Raw genomic sequence first — 14238 nt, forward strand, 5'->3', positions numbered from 1 at the left:
ATGTGGCTGAAGCTCCTCACCTCAACCGCATGATCCGAACCCCGAACAGCTCCTAACACGGCCCCACCGCTAAGGTGGCGCTCGCCGACGATCCCAGCGACCCGCCGGACGCCCCGACCCGACCACACCCAGCACGGTGAGGAACTGCTCGTGTTCTCCGGACCGGCCCTGGCGGCCACCCTGCGCACCGCCCACTACCGGCTGAAGCGCTGCGCCTCAGACCTCGATGCGGCGGCCCAGCCGTATCAGATCGCCGAACGCAGCGCACTCGGACCGACCTGGCACTACGGCCAGGACACCGAACCGGTGCGCTACACCGACGGCCAGTGCCTGACACTCGCAGACGGCCGCATGGTCATACTCGAACTGCAAATAGTGTTCGAGCCGGACTGCGTGACCGTCAACGGCCGGCTCCACGTCGAGGCCGACGAGGACACCCCGTCCAGCGGCGGCCCCGCCGGTGTGCTCGTCGACGCCGGGCCCCGCTGGGCGCGCACCGACGAGCAGACCACCGACGCGATCGGCCAGACGCTTGCCGAGCTCACCGGCCGCAGTGCGCTGCTGGCCGAACTCGGCGTGCCGGCGCGCGCCGGCTTCGGATAGGGGAGTGGGTTCAACACATTGACATGGCCGTCGGGATCGGCTCGACCCTGCGCGTTCTGAGCCTCCCTGGTCCTGGCAGGCCAGAGTTCTCAGAGTTGGAGGTGTCATGGGCGTCAGGGGCACCGGGGGAGGGCTCAGTCGCCGGATGATCCCCAGAAGGCAACCGCCTCAGGAAGGCCGTTCTGGTAGAGGACGAGGCATCTGCCGGTCCAGCTGCCGTCATCATCGAGGAGCGGGGAGGCATCGCCAAGCTGTTCGTACTCAGCACGAGTGGGCTTGTCGTGTCCGAACGTCTCGATGATTTCGGCGACGGGGACCGGCCGCATCGTGTTGAAGAGGTAGTCGACGCGAGTGTCGGGTGGCACGAGCCCCCGGACGTCGAGGATCGTGTGCGTGCCCTGGGCGCCCATGAAACCGGCCCACGTGTCCTCGTCACGCTCATCGCCGGACCACAACTCGGCGATGTCTGCAGGACGCCGGTCTTGCGGCCAGGTGCTGAAGTACTCGGCGAACACCTCGCTCTGGAGGGCGGCCATCGTTTCCTCGATGCTGCCGCGCCATGGTGTGACGTAGCTCCAGCCTGATGCTCCCATGAGCGGGGAGCCTAGCGGTGCTGTCGTGTCTCACCGAACCGAGGGTCGCCAGCCCTAGGAGTCATGTGACCTGTCTCATTGAACCTGACCAGCGATCAAGGCTCTGACCTGGGCTGGCCAACTTCGATGAGACATCATGGCGTGCGGGTGTCTCATCGAAGATGGCCAAAATCACCAAGTCTCTGCTCGGTCTCATCCAAGGTGGCCATTTCGAGGCTGGTCCTGGCCTGTTTCGACTCAAGCGTCGTCGAAGCTGATGGTGCGTGGCGCGAGCTTGAGTTGGTCACGGCAACGGGTGACCATTGCCACTGCCCATCGACGGAAGGCATCGGTGTCGACGGCAAGGTCGCTGAGGTCGCGAGCGGTCTGCTGCACTTCGTTGATCCATGGTGCGAACGGGTCTTCGGCCAGGACGGCCGTGAAACGTTGGCGCGATCCCGCAGCGTCACCGGCCAGCGCGGCTGCGATCGCCGCGTGGTAGTTTTCCCAGAAGTAGCCTCCTCTGGATTGCTGAGCGAGAAGGCCGGCGGCAGTCGCATGGATGCTTGAGAAGCGTTCACGATTCTCGGTGACGATCGTCCTGGCGCGCTGGGTCAGGTCACGAACGTCCTTGGCGAACTGATCCGGGTTCACGAACCGCTGGAAGTCGCCTTCCCTGCCACCGAAGTCGAACCTGAGGTAGTCGGCGGGCTGCCACAACCACATGCCACCGACGTCGAGATGGCTTCCTTCGCTCGACCCCGCACGGAACTCGATCACGCCGAGCCACCAGCCCTGGTCGTCGAGCCAGACTCTGGAACGGCCGCGTTGCCGGACCCCGAGCGGGCGGAGTGCCTCTTGCGCCGCTGCGGTGACAAGCCGCGCGGCCGGTGACGGGGTTGCCATGTCGATCATTGTGGCGTGCTGCTCAGTCAGCTCGTAACGGGGCCTATCCCGCCTCCCACCGGAAACGTCCAAGCCACTCGAGGGAGCGTTGGCCAACTTCAGTGAGACGAAACCGCCGCTCCGGCCACCTTGGATGAGAACTGGCCAGGTCCACTGAGACAGGTCACCATGCTCCGGGTGCCGGCCCCGTCGCCGCCGACCAGCGATATCCCGCAAAGCTCACCTTTGCCCTTCCGGCGGGCAGTGGCCAGTGTCCCGTCCGACTGAAGTTGGCCTGCGGCCACCGTGCTGACCTGGGACGGGCCAGATCCAGTCGGACGATGTTCGGGCTAGTGTCCGGTCCGGCCTGGTCCGTGGTTCGTTTTCTCGCGCGGTGTCCGGCTGAATCTGGTCCGGCTGGGGGTTTCTGAACGGCGGAGGTAGAGTCAGTCGTCTGTCGAGAATGCATGTGCGAGATCGAGGGGACGATCCCTATCGTTGCGGGATGGTGTCGCGCGAGTGGGCGATCAAGGTTGTGGAGCAGCACCTTGCCCTCAGGACCCCGGGGACCGAAGGCTTGCACGGGCTCGTGGTCGTCGGGACTGAAGAGCACCGTCTTGGCTGGTTCGTCTATACCCAGAGCGAAGGTTTTGCGCGCAGCCGTGCGTTCCGGGGTTCGGTGATCGGAGCCGGATATTTCCTGGTGGACGGCTTGGACGGAAGCCTTCACCACATGCACGCCTCCGCCGACCCGGTCGACGGGAACTGGATCGAGGACTACCTGGAAGAGGTCCGGGGCGTCCCACGCCCTGATCCGCTGCGACAGCGGGTCGCTCAGCTCGTTCAGCGGGGCGAACGCCTCGCAGCCATCAGGGCGGCCCGCTCTGCGGTGCCTGCCATGGACCCGACCACGGCGAAACGATATGTCGACGCCGTCGCAGCCGGCGCACCGATTCCTGACGACGTTGAGGCTCGGCTTCCCAAGCCGTCGCCGCCACTGTTCGCGGTCCGCAGAGCTGTCACCGGTCCGAACGCTGAGCCGGACGGATAGGGATGGAATCACCTCCGCCATCCGCGTCGCGAGCCGTAGGAGCTTGGGCGGGGAGGCGGCAGCGGGGTGATGATCTCGCCGAACGCCTCGGGCCGCTGGACCCCGTGGTGAGACAAGGGTTCGACTCCCATCGTGACGATGAGGATGATGTGCGACGTCAACGCCTCCCAGCCGCGGCCCCCGTGATGAATATCCAGCTCGTAGTCATCGGCAACGGTCGCTCTGACCAGGCCTCGGGTCTTCCAGATGAATGGGTGCATGAACATTTCGCGGCGGGAAGGCCATCGGGGGTTCGCGCTGAATCTGAGCCAGGTCGTGTCGCCGAGGCTGTCACGCGATAATGCCCAGGCAAGTCCGGATGAACATGCTCAGCTGCGTGCGGGTGAGGCAGAGCCGTTATCCCCCCTCGACAACTCGATGCTGATCTTGGCTGCCAGCTCCGAAGTGTCGACCGTTCCGGTGGTGTCGACGGTGATGAGCGGACCGCCGAGCCGTAGTGGGCCGGGAAAGGTGGTCCGGATCTTGGCGATGCGTTCGTCGAGCTGTGCGGGGGTGAGATCGGGGTCGAGGTGTCCTGGGTGGCGAACGCGGTTCTGGAATCGCCGGGCGGCGAGGGCGACGTCGCAGCGGCAGAAGACCTCGATCAGCTGGGCATCCAGCCCCTGGAATTTTTCGGGTGCGGTGTCGTGATGCCACCAGTTGTCGAGTACCGCTCGCCCGGCGTCGGCCGCGATGGTGAACAGCACCTGGTCCGCGGCGCGGCTGAGGCGGTTTCGCCATGCGTGGTCGCCGACCCCGAGGGAGTCGTAGAGAGCTTCCAGGATCCCGTCTTTGTCCAGGTGCGGCAGTCCCAGCTCGTGCGCGAGGCTGCGCGCCAGTGTGGATTTGCCGCTGGCGGGAAGGCCGGAGACGACGACGAATGCGTTCGCGGACATAGCGTCATTGTCGCGTTATCGGGGCAGGCCCGCTCCCGTCGGGAAGTCAGCGATATCGGTTGCGGACCTGTCTTCCCGCTCAACGGGCAGGGTGGCCGTCAGGCTGGCGGCAGCCTGTGCCAGGCTGATTTCTCGAAGTGTGGGTGTTCGTCGGCGTAGGACTCTCTCGGGTGGAGATAGTGAGGCTCACCGAACAGTGGGCTGATCTGCCGGTAGGTTCCTTCGAGCCTTTGTCTTTGCCGGGCCGTCCAGCGGGTCAGGGGATCACGGACCCGGACTGGGGCTGGTGCCTCTGGCCAGTTCCGGACGACTTCGGCGAGGAACAGGTTCTCCTGTTCGGAGCGCGGACCTTCGAGCCGTCCGAGCCGATGTAAACGACCTCGAACGCATCCGCCGACACGGCGCCGAGTTCGACCAGGGGGCTGCCCATTGGCTCATGACCTGTCTCATTGAACTTGGCCAATGATCAAGGCTCTGACCAGGGATGGCCAACTTGAATGAGACAGCGGAGACGTCTCGTGTCTCATCCAAGTTGGCCACCTCGTCAAGGTCATCATGTTGTCTCACTGGACTTGGCCATTCGATCTCTCGGATCTCACAAGCTCAGTTCGGGCTCGCTTCGGACGGCGTGTTGAGCGCAGCGAGAATGAGCGCGACGCTCTGGGCGGCGTCGGTCGGCTCGTGTAGGTGTCCGTCGCGTTCTCTCACCTGGTAGCGGGCCTCGCCCAACGGCGTCACCAGAGGCAAGTCGCGGGTGTAGGGCCAGTCGGTGGTGCGGCTGAACCAGAGCGTGGAGTGACTCGTCGTTGGGAACAGGGCTCGAAGTCGTGGTTCCTCGATTGCCGCGTCGATGAAGGCATGCAGATCGGCAAGGTGGCGGGCAGTGGAAGACTGCATCTGCCGCCACTTAAGCGCTGCAATCTCGGCAGCGTCGCCGCGTTCGCGTGCTTCGCTGAGTTCGCCGAAGCGCACGAAAGGCCAGTTTGCCCCGAGCTCGCGTAGCGACGCGCCGCCGAGCCAGAGGTGTAGCGACCCGACGACGGCGTGCAGATCATCCGTCGACCCGGCCGCGAGGATCGTCTGTCGGAGACTGAACTGGATGGTGAAGATGCGACTCCGGCTTCCCATCACGACGTTCACATCGCGCGGCGCTTGTTCGGCCCATGCTCCGGTGCGGTGCCAGCCGATGGTGCGGTGGGGATCGACGCGCAGTTGATAGCCGGCGGTGTTCGCCGCGTCCCGCAGCGCCGCGTAAAGGCTGCCGAACGGGGCAACGTCCGGATAGTGCTGGGAGTCCGGTCCGGGCAAACCGCCAACGCTCGCGCTCGGCCGTGAGTCAGTCATGCCGAGAGTCTGCCATCTGTCCGATCTGCCTCACTTCGACTTGAAGCGGAGGTCGGCGTTCAACTGCGCGCTGCGGTTGCGGATGTGAATGCCGTAGGCGCGGGCGAAGTCGAACTCGGCTCGGATGGTCGCTGTGATCCGATCGTCGGTTGCCGTCCCGAAGCTAATGCGCGTGACGTCAACCGGGCAGTGGCATGCGACCAGGTAGATCGATCCGTCGATGTAGCCCTCGTGGGGGTTGACCGGGAAGTCGAACGTGCAGCCGCTCAGCTCGGCGAGCCGGTCGGCCCGAAAGTCGATGAAGTCCAGGCTGATCGCCGTGTTGACGAGCCGGGGGCCGTCTTCCCCGAGACGGAACGTCGCCGGTTCGTACTCGTCATCGGCGGAGAACGGCTGAAGTGGGACCTCGATGCTCCACGTCCCGGCGACCGGGTTGCGGAGCTTGGGACCCCAGAAGGTGATGACCCCCGGTTGTGCCTTCAGGAAGTCATCCGTCAGATCGATCATCGAACGAGTGTGTCACGTGGTGTAGCGGCACGCGCAGCCATCAGCGTGCGTCAGATCGGGTCCGGCGGCGGGACCGGGAGCCGATGGTGTTGCGTCTCAGCCGATCTGAGCCACCCTTGGCACTCTGACCAGGCTGGCTCAAAACACTGACAGCAGGAGGGCTATCGGGGTTCGCGCTGAATCTGAGCCAGGCCGTGTCGCGGCCGCCCCCGCGGGTCCGGCATGATCTCGGTCATGACCGACTCGCGGCGCCAGCGGCTTGACCAGCTGTGGGACGAGCACCTTGAAGCGGAGTTCCCGGCGGCTCTTCGTGGCAAGGACATCGCGAGCATCGACATGGTGATGCTCGATGCGGACATCGCAGGCTGCGTCTCTGTGGCCAGGTCGCGACGCCTGGACGACTGGCGCCGTAAAATCAAGGAGCCTAGCGGCGCGTGTCGTCGAGCGCTGGTGGTTGACAGCTGGATGTGCCATCCCATGAGATCGATCCGGGCGTTAGGGTGGCGAGCCGGTGCCGCGCATCAGGTTGTCTTGCCAGACAAATTAAGGACACCGCGTTGAGTGATGTTCCGGACCTCGGTCCCCTGCCGGATCGCGTCACCGTCGATGCAGAACAGGTGCGGCTGCTGGTCCGCGAGCAGTTCCCGCATTGGGCCGACCTCTTGGTCCGGCCGGTGGCCAAGGGTGGCTGGGACAACATGACCTTCCACCTCGGCGATGAACTGTCGGTGCGTCTGCCGACCGCAGCCGAGTATGCGCTAGCAGTTGACAAGGAACAGCGATGGCTCGGGGTGTTGGCACCGCAGCTACCACTCCCCATCCCGGCTCTAGTGGCGAACGGTCGGCCCGGTGCGGACTACCCCTTCGAGTGGTCGGTCTACCGATGGCTCGAAGGCGAGACCGCCAGTGCGGACCGCATCGCCGATCCTGTCCGATTCGCTCTCGACCTGGCCGGATTCCTGGTGGCCCTGCAGAGCGTCGACATCACCGACGGTCCCCGGCCGGGGAAACACAACTGGTTTCGTGGCGCAACGCTGCGCACGTATGACGAGCAAGCCCAGCACGCGCTCACGGCCTTGAACGGCCACATCGACGTCGAACTGGCGCGCGAGATCTGGAAGACCGCACTGGACGCGCGCTGGGACGGAGTCGAGCGCTGGTTCCACGGTGACATCGCCCAAGGGAACCTCTTGCTCAATGACGGAGAGTTGGCGGCCGTCATTGACTTCGGAACCTGCGGCGTCGGCGACCCGGCCTGCGACTTGGCCGTCGCCTGGACGCTGCTGGCCGCTGACGGCCGGCAGGCCTTCCGCGAGCGGCTGCGCGTCGATGAGGCGACGTGGGCACGCGGGCGTGGCTGGGCCCTGTGGAAGGCGCTGGCCACCTGCGCCGGTGCCCTGGGGCGCGACGAGGAGCAGGCCGCGAGCGCGCTTTGCGTCCTCGACGAGATCTTCGCCGAGTACCCGGTCTGCGCCGACTGAGGTACTACGCCGCCGGGTCGGAGATCTCGGGTCGACCACTCGCCGACTTCATCGCGAACACCGGCACGATTTCGGGCTGCCACCCTGACATCAACCCGACATGGTCAGTAATCGGGCTGTGACTTCGGCGCTTAAGTCTCGACCGTGGCGGACGGCCACGGCGTGTCCTTGCCGGGGACATTCAGCGACAGCATTTCGTGGATGCAGGTGCGTAGTGCATTGCCGTGCCAGTCGACCGGAGGGAGCCATGGCACCTGCTGGAACAACTCGCCTAGGTGGTCAGTGCTGGGATGAGTGAGGAAGGCGCGGAGTTCGTCGGGGACGGGGTCTTCGACCAGACGCGCATCGTCTGGCACGGCTGGCTCGCCGCCACTTTGGCGATGCTGAGCCGCCATCCCCTCGTTGCAGACCAGCGGCCGGCCTTCGCCGCGCGGGTCGAGCAGAAGGCCCGCGCCGCAACTCGCGACGGCGAGCTCCCATCGATGCCTCCCGGGACACGAGACGCCAACGCTTGAGCCGAGGTGGTCCGTCAGATTCAGCGAGACGGATCAAAGGAACCTGCCACCTTCACCGAGACCCAGCCAGAATCACTGGGACGGGACAGAGCCGATCACGAATCCACTCGTTGAGAGCTGTCCTGTCCGACTGAAGTTGGCCAACGACCCGGCGGCTGACCTGGCGCGAGCCAGTTTCGATCGGACTGAGTCCGGCCTCCGTCCGACCGAAGCTGGTTCAGACTGCACGTTTTGGGGTGGTGTCCGGCTTGATCTGGTCCGCCGGCCCCGTTTTCAGCTTCGCGGCCTGGCTGGGCGGCGAGGTCAGTCTCCGGACACTCCCCAGAACGCGACCGACTCGGGAACGCCGTCCTTGTAGAGAATGAGACACCTGCCTGCCCAGCGGCCGTCGTCTTCGTCGAAGATGGGAGAGTAGGTGGTGTCGGCCAACCGCTCGTATTCGGCCCGGGTGGGCATGTCGTGACCGAAGGCCGCGATGGTCTCAGCAGTGGAGACCGGCCGCATGGTGTTGCCGGTGAGCTCGTCGATGCGCGTCTCCGCCGGAACGAGATGTCGGATGTCGAGGATGCTGTGTGTGCCCTGGGTGGCCATGAATCCCGCCCAGGTGTCCTCGTCGAACTCGTTGCCGGACCACAGCTCCGCGATGTCCGCGGGCCTTAACTCTTCGGGCCGGGTGCTGAAGTACTTGGCGAACACCTCGGTCTGGAGGCTCGACATCGTCTCCTCGATGCTGCCTCGCCATGGTGCGATGTAGTCCCAGCCTGATGCTCCCACGGAGGGGGAGCCTATCCTGGTCCGCTGCGATGCCATCTTTTGACCACCGTCATCGACGGCCGCCCGGCCGGTAGTAGCTGCGGCGAGGTGGCAGCGGGGTGATGATCTCGCCGAACGCCTCGGGCCTCTGGACGCCGGAATGAGACAGTGGTTTGGCTCCCATCATGACGATGACGATGATGCGCGATGTCAGCGAATCCCAACCGCGGCCTCCGCGATGGATGTCCAGTTCATAGTCATCCGCGACAGTGGCTCTGACCAGTTCCCGGATCTGCCCGACGAACGGGTGCAGGAACATGTCGCGAAGGTTCCAGGCTCCTGTGACGTCCAGACTTTGCCACCAAGGCGAGAGGATTACCCCGATGAGCGCGATCGAGGCGGGGTAGAGAGCTGCCGCGACGGTGGGGTCGTCCCGATGGAGATCCCAGTCTTTGCCGTGGAAGTCGATGAGCGTGTTCACGACGTGGTTGAGGCACCACTTCTCCTCAAGCCAGCTGCGTGCGATGTGTGCGGCGTCGGCGTAGGCGGCGCGGACGTCGCTTCGACCGTAGGTCCGGACGAGGGCAGCGTGCTGCCGAGCCGCACGGACGATCCTTGGGTGTTCGCTGAGGTCGGGTTGGTTCGCCGGGGCCGAGTCCAGGCCGAGCCATCGCAGGTGCTTGAAGCAGACTTGATCCTCGCTGCGAGCCCAGCACTGGACGTGTTCGGACACGCCTCGGGCGGCTGTGCATAGTCGGCAGGCTGGGCGGGCCTTTGCGGATGCCGGGTGCGGCCGCCCCGTGATCGGCAGGTTGGCTCCAGTGTCGTCGATGTTGAGTTCCGGTAACGCGCAGCGCAGCGTGCGCGCTGAATGGCCGGTGACGGCCGCGAGCGTCGAAGCCGGAACGGGTGTTCGCTTCCGGTTGTCGCCGGCCAGGTGAGCCCGCAGAGCCTGAGGGTCAAGGAAGTTCGCCAAGGCGAGGCGCCGGATGTATGAGTCCATAGTCTCGTTCAGGACCGGCTTGACCGAGCGTGGCAGCGGATCGAGCAGGAGCTCCGGGGAGAGTGTGAACATCTCAGGCTGCTCCGCGCCGCGCGGACTCGGCGGCGTGATCGACCGGGATGGCGTCGAGGAGCTTGCGGGTGATCTTCTCGCTGCCGTCCATGATGGCCGTGATCGCACCGGCGCGGACCAGGTGTGCGAGACTTCCGATGCTGCCGTTGGTGCGATCGTGCAGGTAGCGATCCAGTGTGGTGAGGGTCCCTGGACGATGCAGGTACAGCCGCAGCGTGGATTCCATCGCCTGGACCAGGCCGCGCCATTCGCTGGTGTAGGGGAACGGGTTGGTCTTCACCAGGACGCAGCGTCCGGCGATCTGCTTTCCGCGGATGCCGGTGAACAGGCCGCGGTGCTCGACGTCCATCCCGGCGTAGACGAAAGTGGCCGGGATGTGCTCGGTGAAGTACTTCAGGTGGTCGGACATGTCCTCGCCGGCGGTCGTGGCAAGGTTCAGGTTGTGGATCTCGTCGACCAGGACCAGGTCGGTGCGGGCCTCGGTCAAGACCCGGCAGACGGCGTCGGCGATGTCGGTGACGTTGAACCGTGATTTGATCGGTGGCAGCCCGAGGAACCGGGCGAACTCCACCGCCAGCATCCGCGGGGACCCCTTCGGCGGGCAGGTGACGTAGACGACCGGGATCCGGCCGTCGTCGCCGAACCGCTCGCGGGTCTTCAGCTCGTGGATGAGGCCGAACTGCTTGAGCGCAGTGCTCTTGCCGGTGGTCTGCGGCCCGGACACGATCATGCCGCGTCGGGCCCCGATTTCGCGCCGATTGAGCAGCATCAGCAGTCGTCCTTGGTTGGCGACCTGCCGGACTGTGGAGGTCGCCACGACAGCAAGCTCCGAGTGGTATTCGAAGCGGGCCTCGTCATAGAGCTGCCGCTGCTCAGCGCCGAGGACCTTCAGTTCGTGGTCTGGCAGCAGCTCGAAGGCCGCCGCGACGCTGCTCACGAAGCGCCGCCAGCCGGCCAGGGTCAAGGTGGTCTCGCGCGACGCCTCCGGGATCGGCCTGATCACCGCCATCGCCGTGCCTCCTCCCTGGCATCGAAGATCTCCAGCGATCACCTCGGCCAGACCGGTGTCTTCGTCCTCCGGCTCGGACGCTCTCCGCGTCATGACGGGTTCGTCAGTGCACCGAGGCGGCGGTCCCACCGCTGTGGTGCGGGCAGCGACACGCTTGTCCCGCTTGGTCAACCGCTTCTCCCTGTCCTGGCCCGCAGGACCAGACTTGGCCCGGCGTAGCAGGTCAGCTACCACCTCGGCGGTTTCGGCCTCGTCTGGCGAGTGTCCTTGCGCCCGCCGTTGAGCGAGCGCGTGGTCCCAGGCAAGCTCTCCGAACGGCATCGGCGCGCAGCGAAGGTGCTTCCAGAACAAGGTGAACCAGCCCGCTGACCGATCCCAGTGATTGCGAACCCAGATCCTGGTCACGTCGTAGGGGTCGTAGTGGACCTCCCAAAGTCCCTTGTGCTCGACGTCGCCGGAGCGCTGACGCCGGACGTGGGCGAATTCCTCCTCGCTCCCGCTTCCGTCCAGAACGTCATAGGTGCGGTGATCAATCTTCACGCCATAGTGGTTGATGGCGCGCCACTTCGCCGGCAGCAGCTCGATGTAGTCGTCGGCCGATAACGCAAGCGGCAGGTAGCCGGCCGCCTGAACCAGGGAGGCGTACTTCTCGTTGGGCGTGAACATCCGCCCGGGGCAGGCCGGATCGCGCAGGCCGTCGTGCGGCCGGTTCTGCCAGGCGGCAACGACCCACTCGTCCAGCAGTTCCTGCAACTCCATCAACGACCACAGCGGTTCGGCCTCGGGACGGCGGCCGCGGTGTTCGACCGAGGAGCCCAGGTAGCCGGAGACGAACTGGGCGAACATCGAGCCGACGGACGACATCATCTTCTCGATGTGCGGTTTCTCCGTCGGGGCCCCGGCGTGGGCTGGAGCGAAGTCGATGCCCAGCAGTTGGCAGGCCGTGCGGAAGTTCGTCGAGACGAATACGTTGCCCTGGTCGCAGACGATCAGCTCCGGGATGATGACCGGACGTGCGGCGGCGTGGGCAAGGCGTTCGTCAAGTTCGAGCATGTGGTGGTGCGGCAGCACCGAGCGGGCCATGGCCAGCGCCTCGGACCAGCCCGGGCGCATCGGCTCGGGCGTGACCGTTCGCGCCAGCAGCAAGCTGGCGTCCACCGATTTGGTCGAGGGCCGCAACACCGCCGCGGTGACTGTGCGGGTTGCGACGTCGATCAGCCCGGTCAGCTCGACGCGGCCGATCACGCCGTCGCTGAGCCGGACCGCGACGTCCAGGGGAGTGGAGTCGATCTGCATCAGCTCACCCGGCCGGATTGCGGTGAACACCCCGAACGGGGTGTCCGGCTGGCTGGCCTGGGACTGGCGGGTGCGGGCCGAGCCGGTGGCGTGTGTGCCTCGGGCGAGCTTGTTGAACAGGTCGTAGAACGTTGTGCGGGGCGGCACCGACAGCACGCCGGCCCCGTGCTCGGCGTCCAGGATCTGCTGAACCCGCCAGCGGATGAAGCCGACGCTCCGGGTGGAGGCCAGATCCGTCTCCGCGATGGCCTTGCGCGTCGCCTCCACGACGCGGGGGTCCTGGCGGCCGCCGACCTGCTGGGCCCGGTTCGAGCGCCAGTCCACCAGTCCGGCCAGGTCGCGCTTCTCGAAACGCAGTCTCTTGCGGTTCACCGTTCTGGCGCTGACGCCCTGGTGGCCGGCGGCCGTAAGCTCTGCGGCCTTGGCCGCCTCCCGCTGTGCCAAGGTCCGCCGTTCCGGGTCGTATTCGGGACGCGGCGGCGCCGAGGCAGCCATGCCGGGGGAGCGGCCGGTGAGCACTTCCAGGATGTGTCCCTTCCACCACCGGGCTTCCTCGACCGCCTCGGTGGGGACACCGGGCAGCAGGCCGGAGGCCAGGGACGGTCGAGGCGGCGCCGCGGCGGAATCGATGATGCCGCGCGAGCACACCGCCGCCAGATCCTCCGTCACTACGGTCCCGCTGGCGTCGGCGAGATGGATCTGGGTCCCGGCCAGCCCCACCACGGTCCATGCGACCTCTTCCATCAGTACCCGGGCGCCGATGGCGAGAACGCCGGGCCGCAACCCGGCCATCACCGGCCACCGGAAGCTGCGACCACTGCGGACGTGCTCGGGCCCAACACCGCTGAGCTCAACTCCGCCGCTATCAGGCCTCGCCACATCAGGTGAAAGAGCACCGGCAGCACGCCGAGCCGGTTGCCCCTGCCGGCCTCGTCCGCGCCGTCGAACAGGCCTGCTGGCGTCGCGAAGACCCGTAGCAGCCGCCGCGCCTCCTCATCGCGCCAGAACCGGGGGTGCCGGTAGGCGCTCAGCCACCGCAGGTTCGCGGCCAGGACCGCGTCGACCGCGCCGAGCCGGTGATAGCCCCAGCCGACCCGCGCGCACGCCTGGGCCGTGGCCGCGAACAACTCGGCGTCACGCTCGCCGATCCGGTCGTCCTCGCGAACATCCAGCACGAAGGCCGAGCCGTCGTCCCGCCTCACGAAGTAGTCCGGGACATGGCGCCGTAGCCCGAGGGCATCCCGCCAGTGCAACCGGAACGGCTGCGAGGAGAACGCCAGCACCCGCGGATCGAAATCCAGCAGCACCGCGTGGTCCCGCTCCAGCCACGACTCGTAGCCGACGTGACGTCCGGTCTTCGCCGACCACCGGAAGCCGGCGAAACTCACCTGGCCCCTTCTGCGTGTGGTGGGGAAGGGGCGGACCGGGGCACTGGATTCCAGCTGCTCATGCCAGCATGCCTCCAGCGCCCCGGTCCGCCGCAAGCCGCCGATTACGAACTCAACGTCGAACTTTGAAGCACCTACAGCGGCGATCGCCAAGGCCCCCACGAGCGTCACGGTAGAACCCGACGTCGTGCGCCAGACCAGATTCGCCAGGACATTCACCCAGAAGAGACCAGATGCCGCCGGACGTTCGCTCCACGCCGACCAGATCCATCCGGAGGAGACGCGCTGTACAGCTCATCCCAGCCAGATGCCGCCGGACAGCGTTCCTGATCCCTCCAGCTTCAGCCGGACTCAGCCAGATTCAACCGGACAGGACAAGAGCGTCACGCCGGTCGTGGGGGAACCAACGGACGCGCTAGCTAGGACAATCAACTTTACATAATGTACATTATCGGGCTTCTGTGAGGGCGGGCTCAGAAGGGGTTCCACGAGCAGATTCGCGGCTGTACGTGCCGCCCGCTCGCGTCTACGAAACCGCTGGGCGCCAGCGCGAGAGTCGACAGCACCCAGCACCCGGTTCAACGCGGCGAGCCAGCTCTTGATCGCCAGTGCGATGCGGTACCGGTACGCACGGCGCGCACTCAAGTTCGCCAACGCGCGCCGAGATCCATGGCAGGCCCGCCCAGCGCGACCCGCACGGATCGAGCCGCCACCGCCCGAGCGACCAACCCACCGCACGAGCGCATGAACCCAGCACACGCGAACCAGAGCCGGCCACCACACCACTCCCAGCCGCCCATAACCGCGTCGTGTAATGCTGATTA

14 protein-coding genes are annotated in these 14238 nt (G+C 66.2%); 5 read left to right on the forward strand and 9 right to left on the reverse strand.

The window, feature by feature from the left end; all coding sequences use genetic code 11:
* The first annotated feature begins 150 nt into the window (after positions 1-150).
* Positions 151-603 (forward strand): hypothetical protein, encoded by a 453-nt coding sequence (locus ABD466_RS33430; RefSeq protein ID WP_344661234.1) that lies wholly within the window; start codon positions 151-153, stop codon positions 601-603.
* Positions 604-737: 134 nt separating this feature from the next.
* Here the strand turns inward: ABD466_RS33430 and ABD466_RS33435 are convergent, their stop codons facing one another.
* Together ABD466_RS33435 and ABD466_RS33440 are read right to left on the reverse strand one after the other, a co-directional pair.
* Positions 738-1196, reverse strand: a complete 459-nt coding sequence (locus ABD466_RS33435; RefSeq protein ID WP_344661235.1) for a hypothetical protein — start codon at positions 1194-1196, stop codon at positions 738-740.
* A 237-nt stretch (positions 1197-1433) separates the two neighbouring features.
* A complete protein-coding gene (locus tag ABD466_RS33440; RefSeq protein WP_344661236.1) occupies positions 1434-2090 on the reverse strand; it encodes a hypothetical protein in 657 nt (218 codons plus the stop codon).
* 475 nt (positions 2091-2565) lie between these two features.
* Between ABD466_RS33440 and ABD466_RS33445 the strand changes: the two genes are divergently transcribed.
* The gene (locus ABD466_RS33445) at positions 2566-3111 is read left to right on the forward strand and encodes a YrhB domain-containing protein (protein ID WP_344661237.1); all 546 of its coding nucleotides are present in this window, start codon (positions 2566-2568) and stop codon (positions 3109-3111) included.
* Between the two features lie 368 nt (positions 3112-3479).
* On the opposite strand, the gene ABD466_RS33450 is transcribed toward ABD466_RS33445, so the two are convergent.
* The 3 genes from ABD466_RS33450 to ABD466_RS33460 all read right to left on the reverse strand — a co-directional run bounded on the left by ABD466_RS33450 (position 3480) and on the right by ABD466_RS33460 (position 5897).
* On the reverse strand, positions 3480-4046 hold the full coding sequence (locus tag ABD466_RS33450; protein ID WP_344661238.1) for a P-loop nucleotide/nucleoside kinase family protein: 567 nt from the start codon (positions 4044-4046) through the stop codon (positions 3480-3482).
* A 603-nt stretch (positions 4047-4649) separates the two neighbouring features.
* Complete coding sequence (locus ABD466_RS33455; protein WP_344661239.1) at positions 4650-5390, reverse strand: DUF6193 family natural product biosynthesis protein; 741 nt, start codon at positions 5388-5390, stop codon at positions 4650-4652.
* Between the two features lie 30 nt (positions 5391-5420).
* Positions 5421-5897 carry a hypothetical protein gene (locus ABD466_RS33460; protein ID WP_344661240.1) on the reverse strand — a complete coding sequence of 159 codons (477 nt, stop codon included), beginning with the start codon at positions 5895-5897 and terminating at the stop codon, positions 5421-5423.
* 234 nt (positions 5898-6131) lie between these two features.
* On the opposite strand from ABD466_RS33460, the gene ABD466_RS33465 reads away from it, so the two are divergent.
* The 3 genes from ABD466_RS33465 to ABD466_RS33475 all read left to right on the forward strand — a co-directional run bounded on the left by ABD466_RS33465 (position 6132) and on the right by ABD466_RS33475 (position 7893).
* The gene (locus tag ABD466_RS33465; RefSeq protein WP_344661241.1) at positions 6132-6458 is read left to right on the forward strand and encodes a hypothetical protein; all 327 of its coding nucleotides are present in this window, start codon (positions 6132-6134) and stop codon (positions 6456-6458) included.
* Complete coding sequence (locus ABD466_RS33470) at positions 6455-7378, forward strand: aminoglycoside phosphotransferase family protein (RefSeq protein WP_344661242.1); 924 nt, start codon at positions 6455-6457, stop codon at positions 7376-7378. The genes ABD466_RS33465 and ABD466_RS33470 overlap by 4 nt, the downstream gene beginning before the upstream one ends.
* A 290-nt stretch (positions 7379-7668) precedes the next feature.
* On the forward strand, positions 7669-7893 hold the full coding sequence (locus ABD466_RS33475; protein ID WP_344661243.1) for a hypothetical protein: 225 nt from the start codon (positions 7669-7671) through the stop codon (positions 7891-7893).
* 303 nt (positions 7894-8196) lie between these two features.
* Here the strand turns inward: ABD466_RS33475 and ABD466_RS33480 are convergent, their stop codons facing one another.
* From ABD466_RS33480 to ABD466_RS33495, 4 genes are read right to left on the reverse strand one after another with little or no spacing between them, the layout of a single operon-like run.
* Positions 8197-8667 carry a hypothetical protein gene (locus ABD466_RS33480; protein ID WP_344661244.1) on the reverse strand — a complete coding sequence of 157 codons (471 nt, stop codon included), beginning with the start codon at positions 8665-8667 and terminating at the stop codon, positions 8197-8199.
* 49 nt (positions 8668-8716) lie between these two features.
* Positions 8717-9721, reverse strand: coding sequence for a TniQ family protein (locus ABD466_RS33485; protein ID WP_344661245.1), 1005 nt, complete (start codon positions 9719-9721; stop codon positions 8717-8719).
* A gap of 1 nt (position 9722) precedes the next feature.
* Positions 9723-12818 (reverse strand): TniB family NTP-binding protein, encoded by a 3096-nt coding sequence (locus tag ABD466_RS33490; protein ID WP_344661246.1) that lies wholly within the window; start codon positions 12816-12818, stop codon positions 9723-9725.
* Complete coding sequence (locus ABD466_RS33495; protein ID WP_344661247.1) at positions 12818-13633, reverse strand: TnsA-like heteromeric transposase endonuclease subunit; 816 nt, start codon at positions 13631-13633, stop codon at positions 12818-12820. Before ABD466_RS33495 ends, ABD466_RS33490 begins: the two co-directional genes overlap by 1 nt.
* Positions 13634-14238 lie beyond the last annotated feature (605 nt).

This window comes from Catenulispora subtropica (genome assembly GCF_039531675.1).
GTDB classification, from domain to species: Bacteria; Actinomycetota; Actinomycetes; order Streptomycetales; family Catenulisporaceae; genus Catenulispora; species Catenulispora subtropica.

Excerpts from the sequence above, each read along its gene's own strand:
- ABD466_RS33465 (WP_344661241.1), top strand. The coding sequence starts at position 6,132 with ATGACCGACTCGCGGCGCCAGCGGCTTGACCAGCTGTGGGACGAGCAC.
- ABD466_RS33485 (WP_344661245.1), bottom strand. The coding sequence starts at position 9,721 with ATGTTCACACTCTCCCCGGAGCTCCTGCTCGATCCGCTGCCACGCTCG.
- ABD466_RS33475 (WP_344661243.1), top strand. The coding sequence starts at position 7,669 with ATGAGTGAGGAAGGCGCGGAGTTCGTCGGGGACGGGGTCTTCGACCAG.
- ABD466_RS33490 (WP_344661246.1), bottom strand. The coding sequence starts at position 12,818 with ATGGCCGGGTTGCGGCCCGGCGTTCTCGCCATCGGCGCCCGGGTACTG.
- ABD466_RS33440 (WP_344661236.1), bottom strand. The coding sequence starts at position 2,090 with ATGATCGACATGGCAACCCCGTCACCGGCCGCGCGGCTTGTCACCGCA.
- ABD466_RS33435 (WP_344661235.1), bottom strand. The coding sequence starts at position 1,196 with ATGGGAGCATCAGGCTGGAGCTACGTCACACCATGGCGCGGCAGCATC.
- ABD466_RS33445 (WP_344661237.1), top strand. The coding sequence starts at position 2,566 with ATGGTGTCGCGCGAGTGGGCGATCAAGGTTGTGGAGCAGCACCTTGCC.
- ABD466_RS33455 (WP_344661239.1), bottom strand. The coding sequence starts at position 5,390 with ATGACTGACTCACGGCCGAGCGCGAGCGTTGGCGGTTTGCCCGGACCG.
- ABD466_RS33460 (WP_344661240.1), bottom strand. The coding sequence starts at position 5,897 with ATGATCGATCTGACGGATGACTTCCTGAAGGCACAACCGGGGGTCATC.
- ABD466_RS33450 (WP_344661238.1), bottom strand. The coding sequence starts at position 4,046 with ATGTCCGCGAACGCATTCGTCGTCGTCTCCGGCCTTCCCGCCAGCGGC.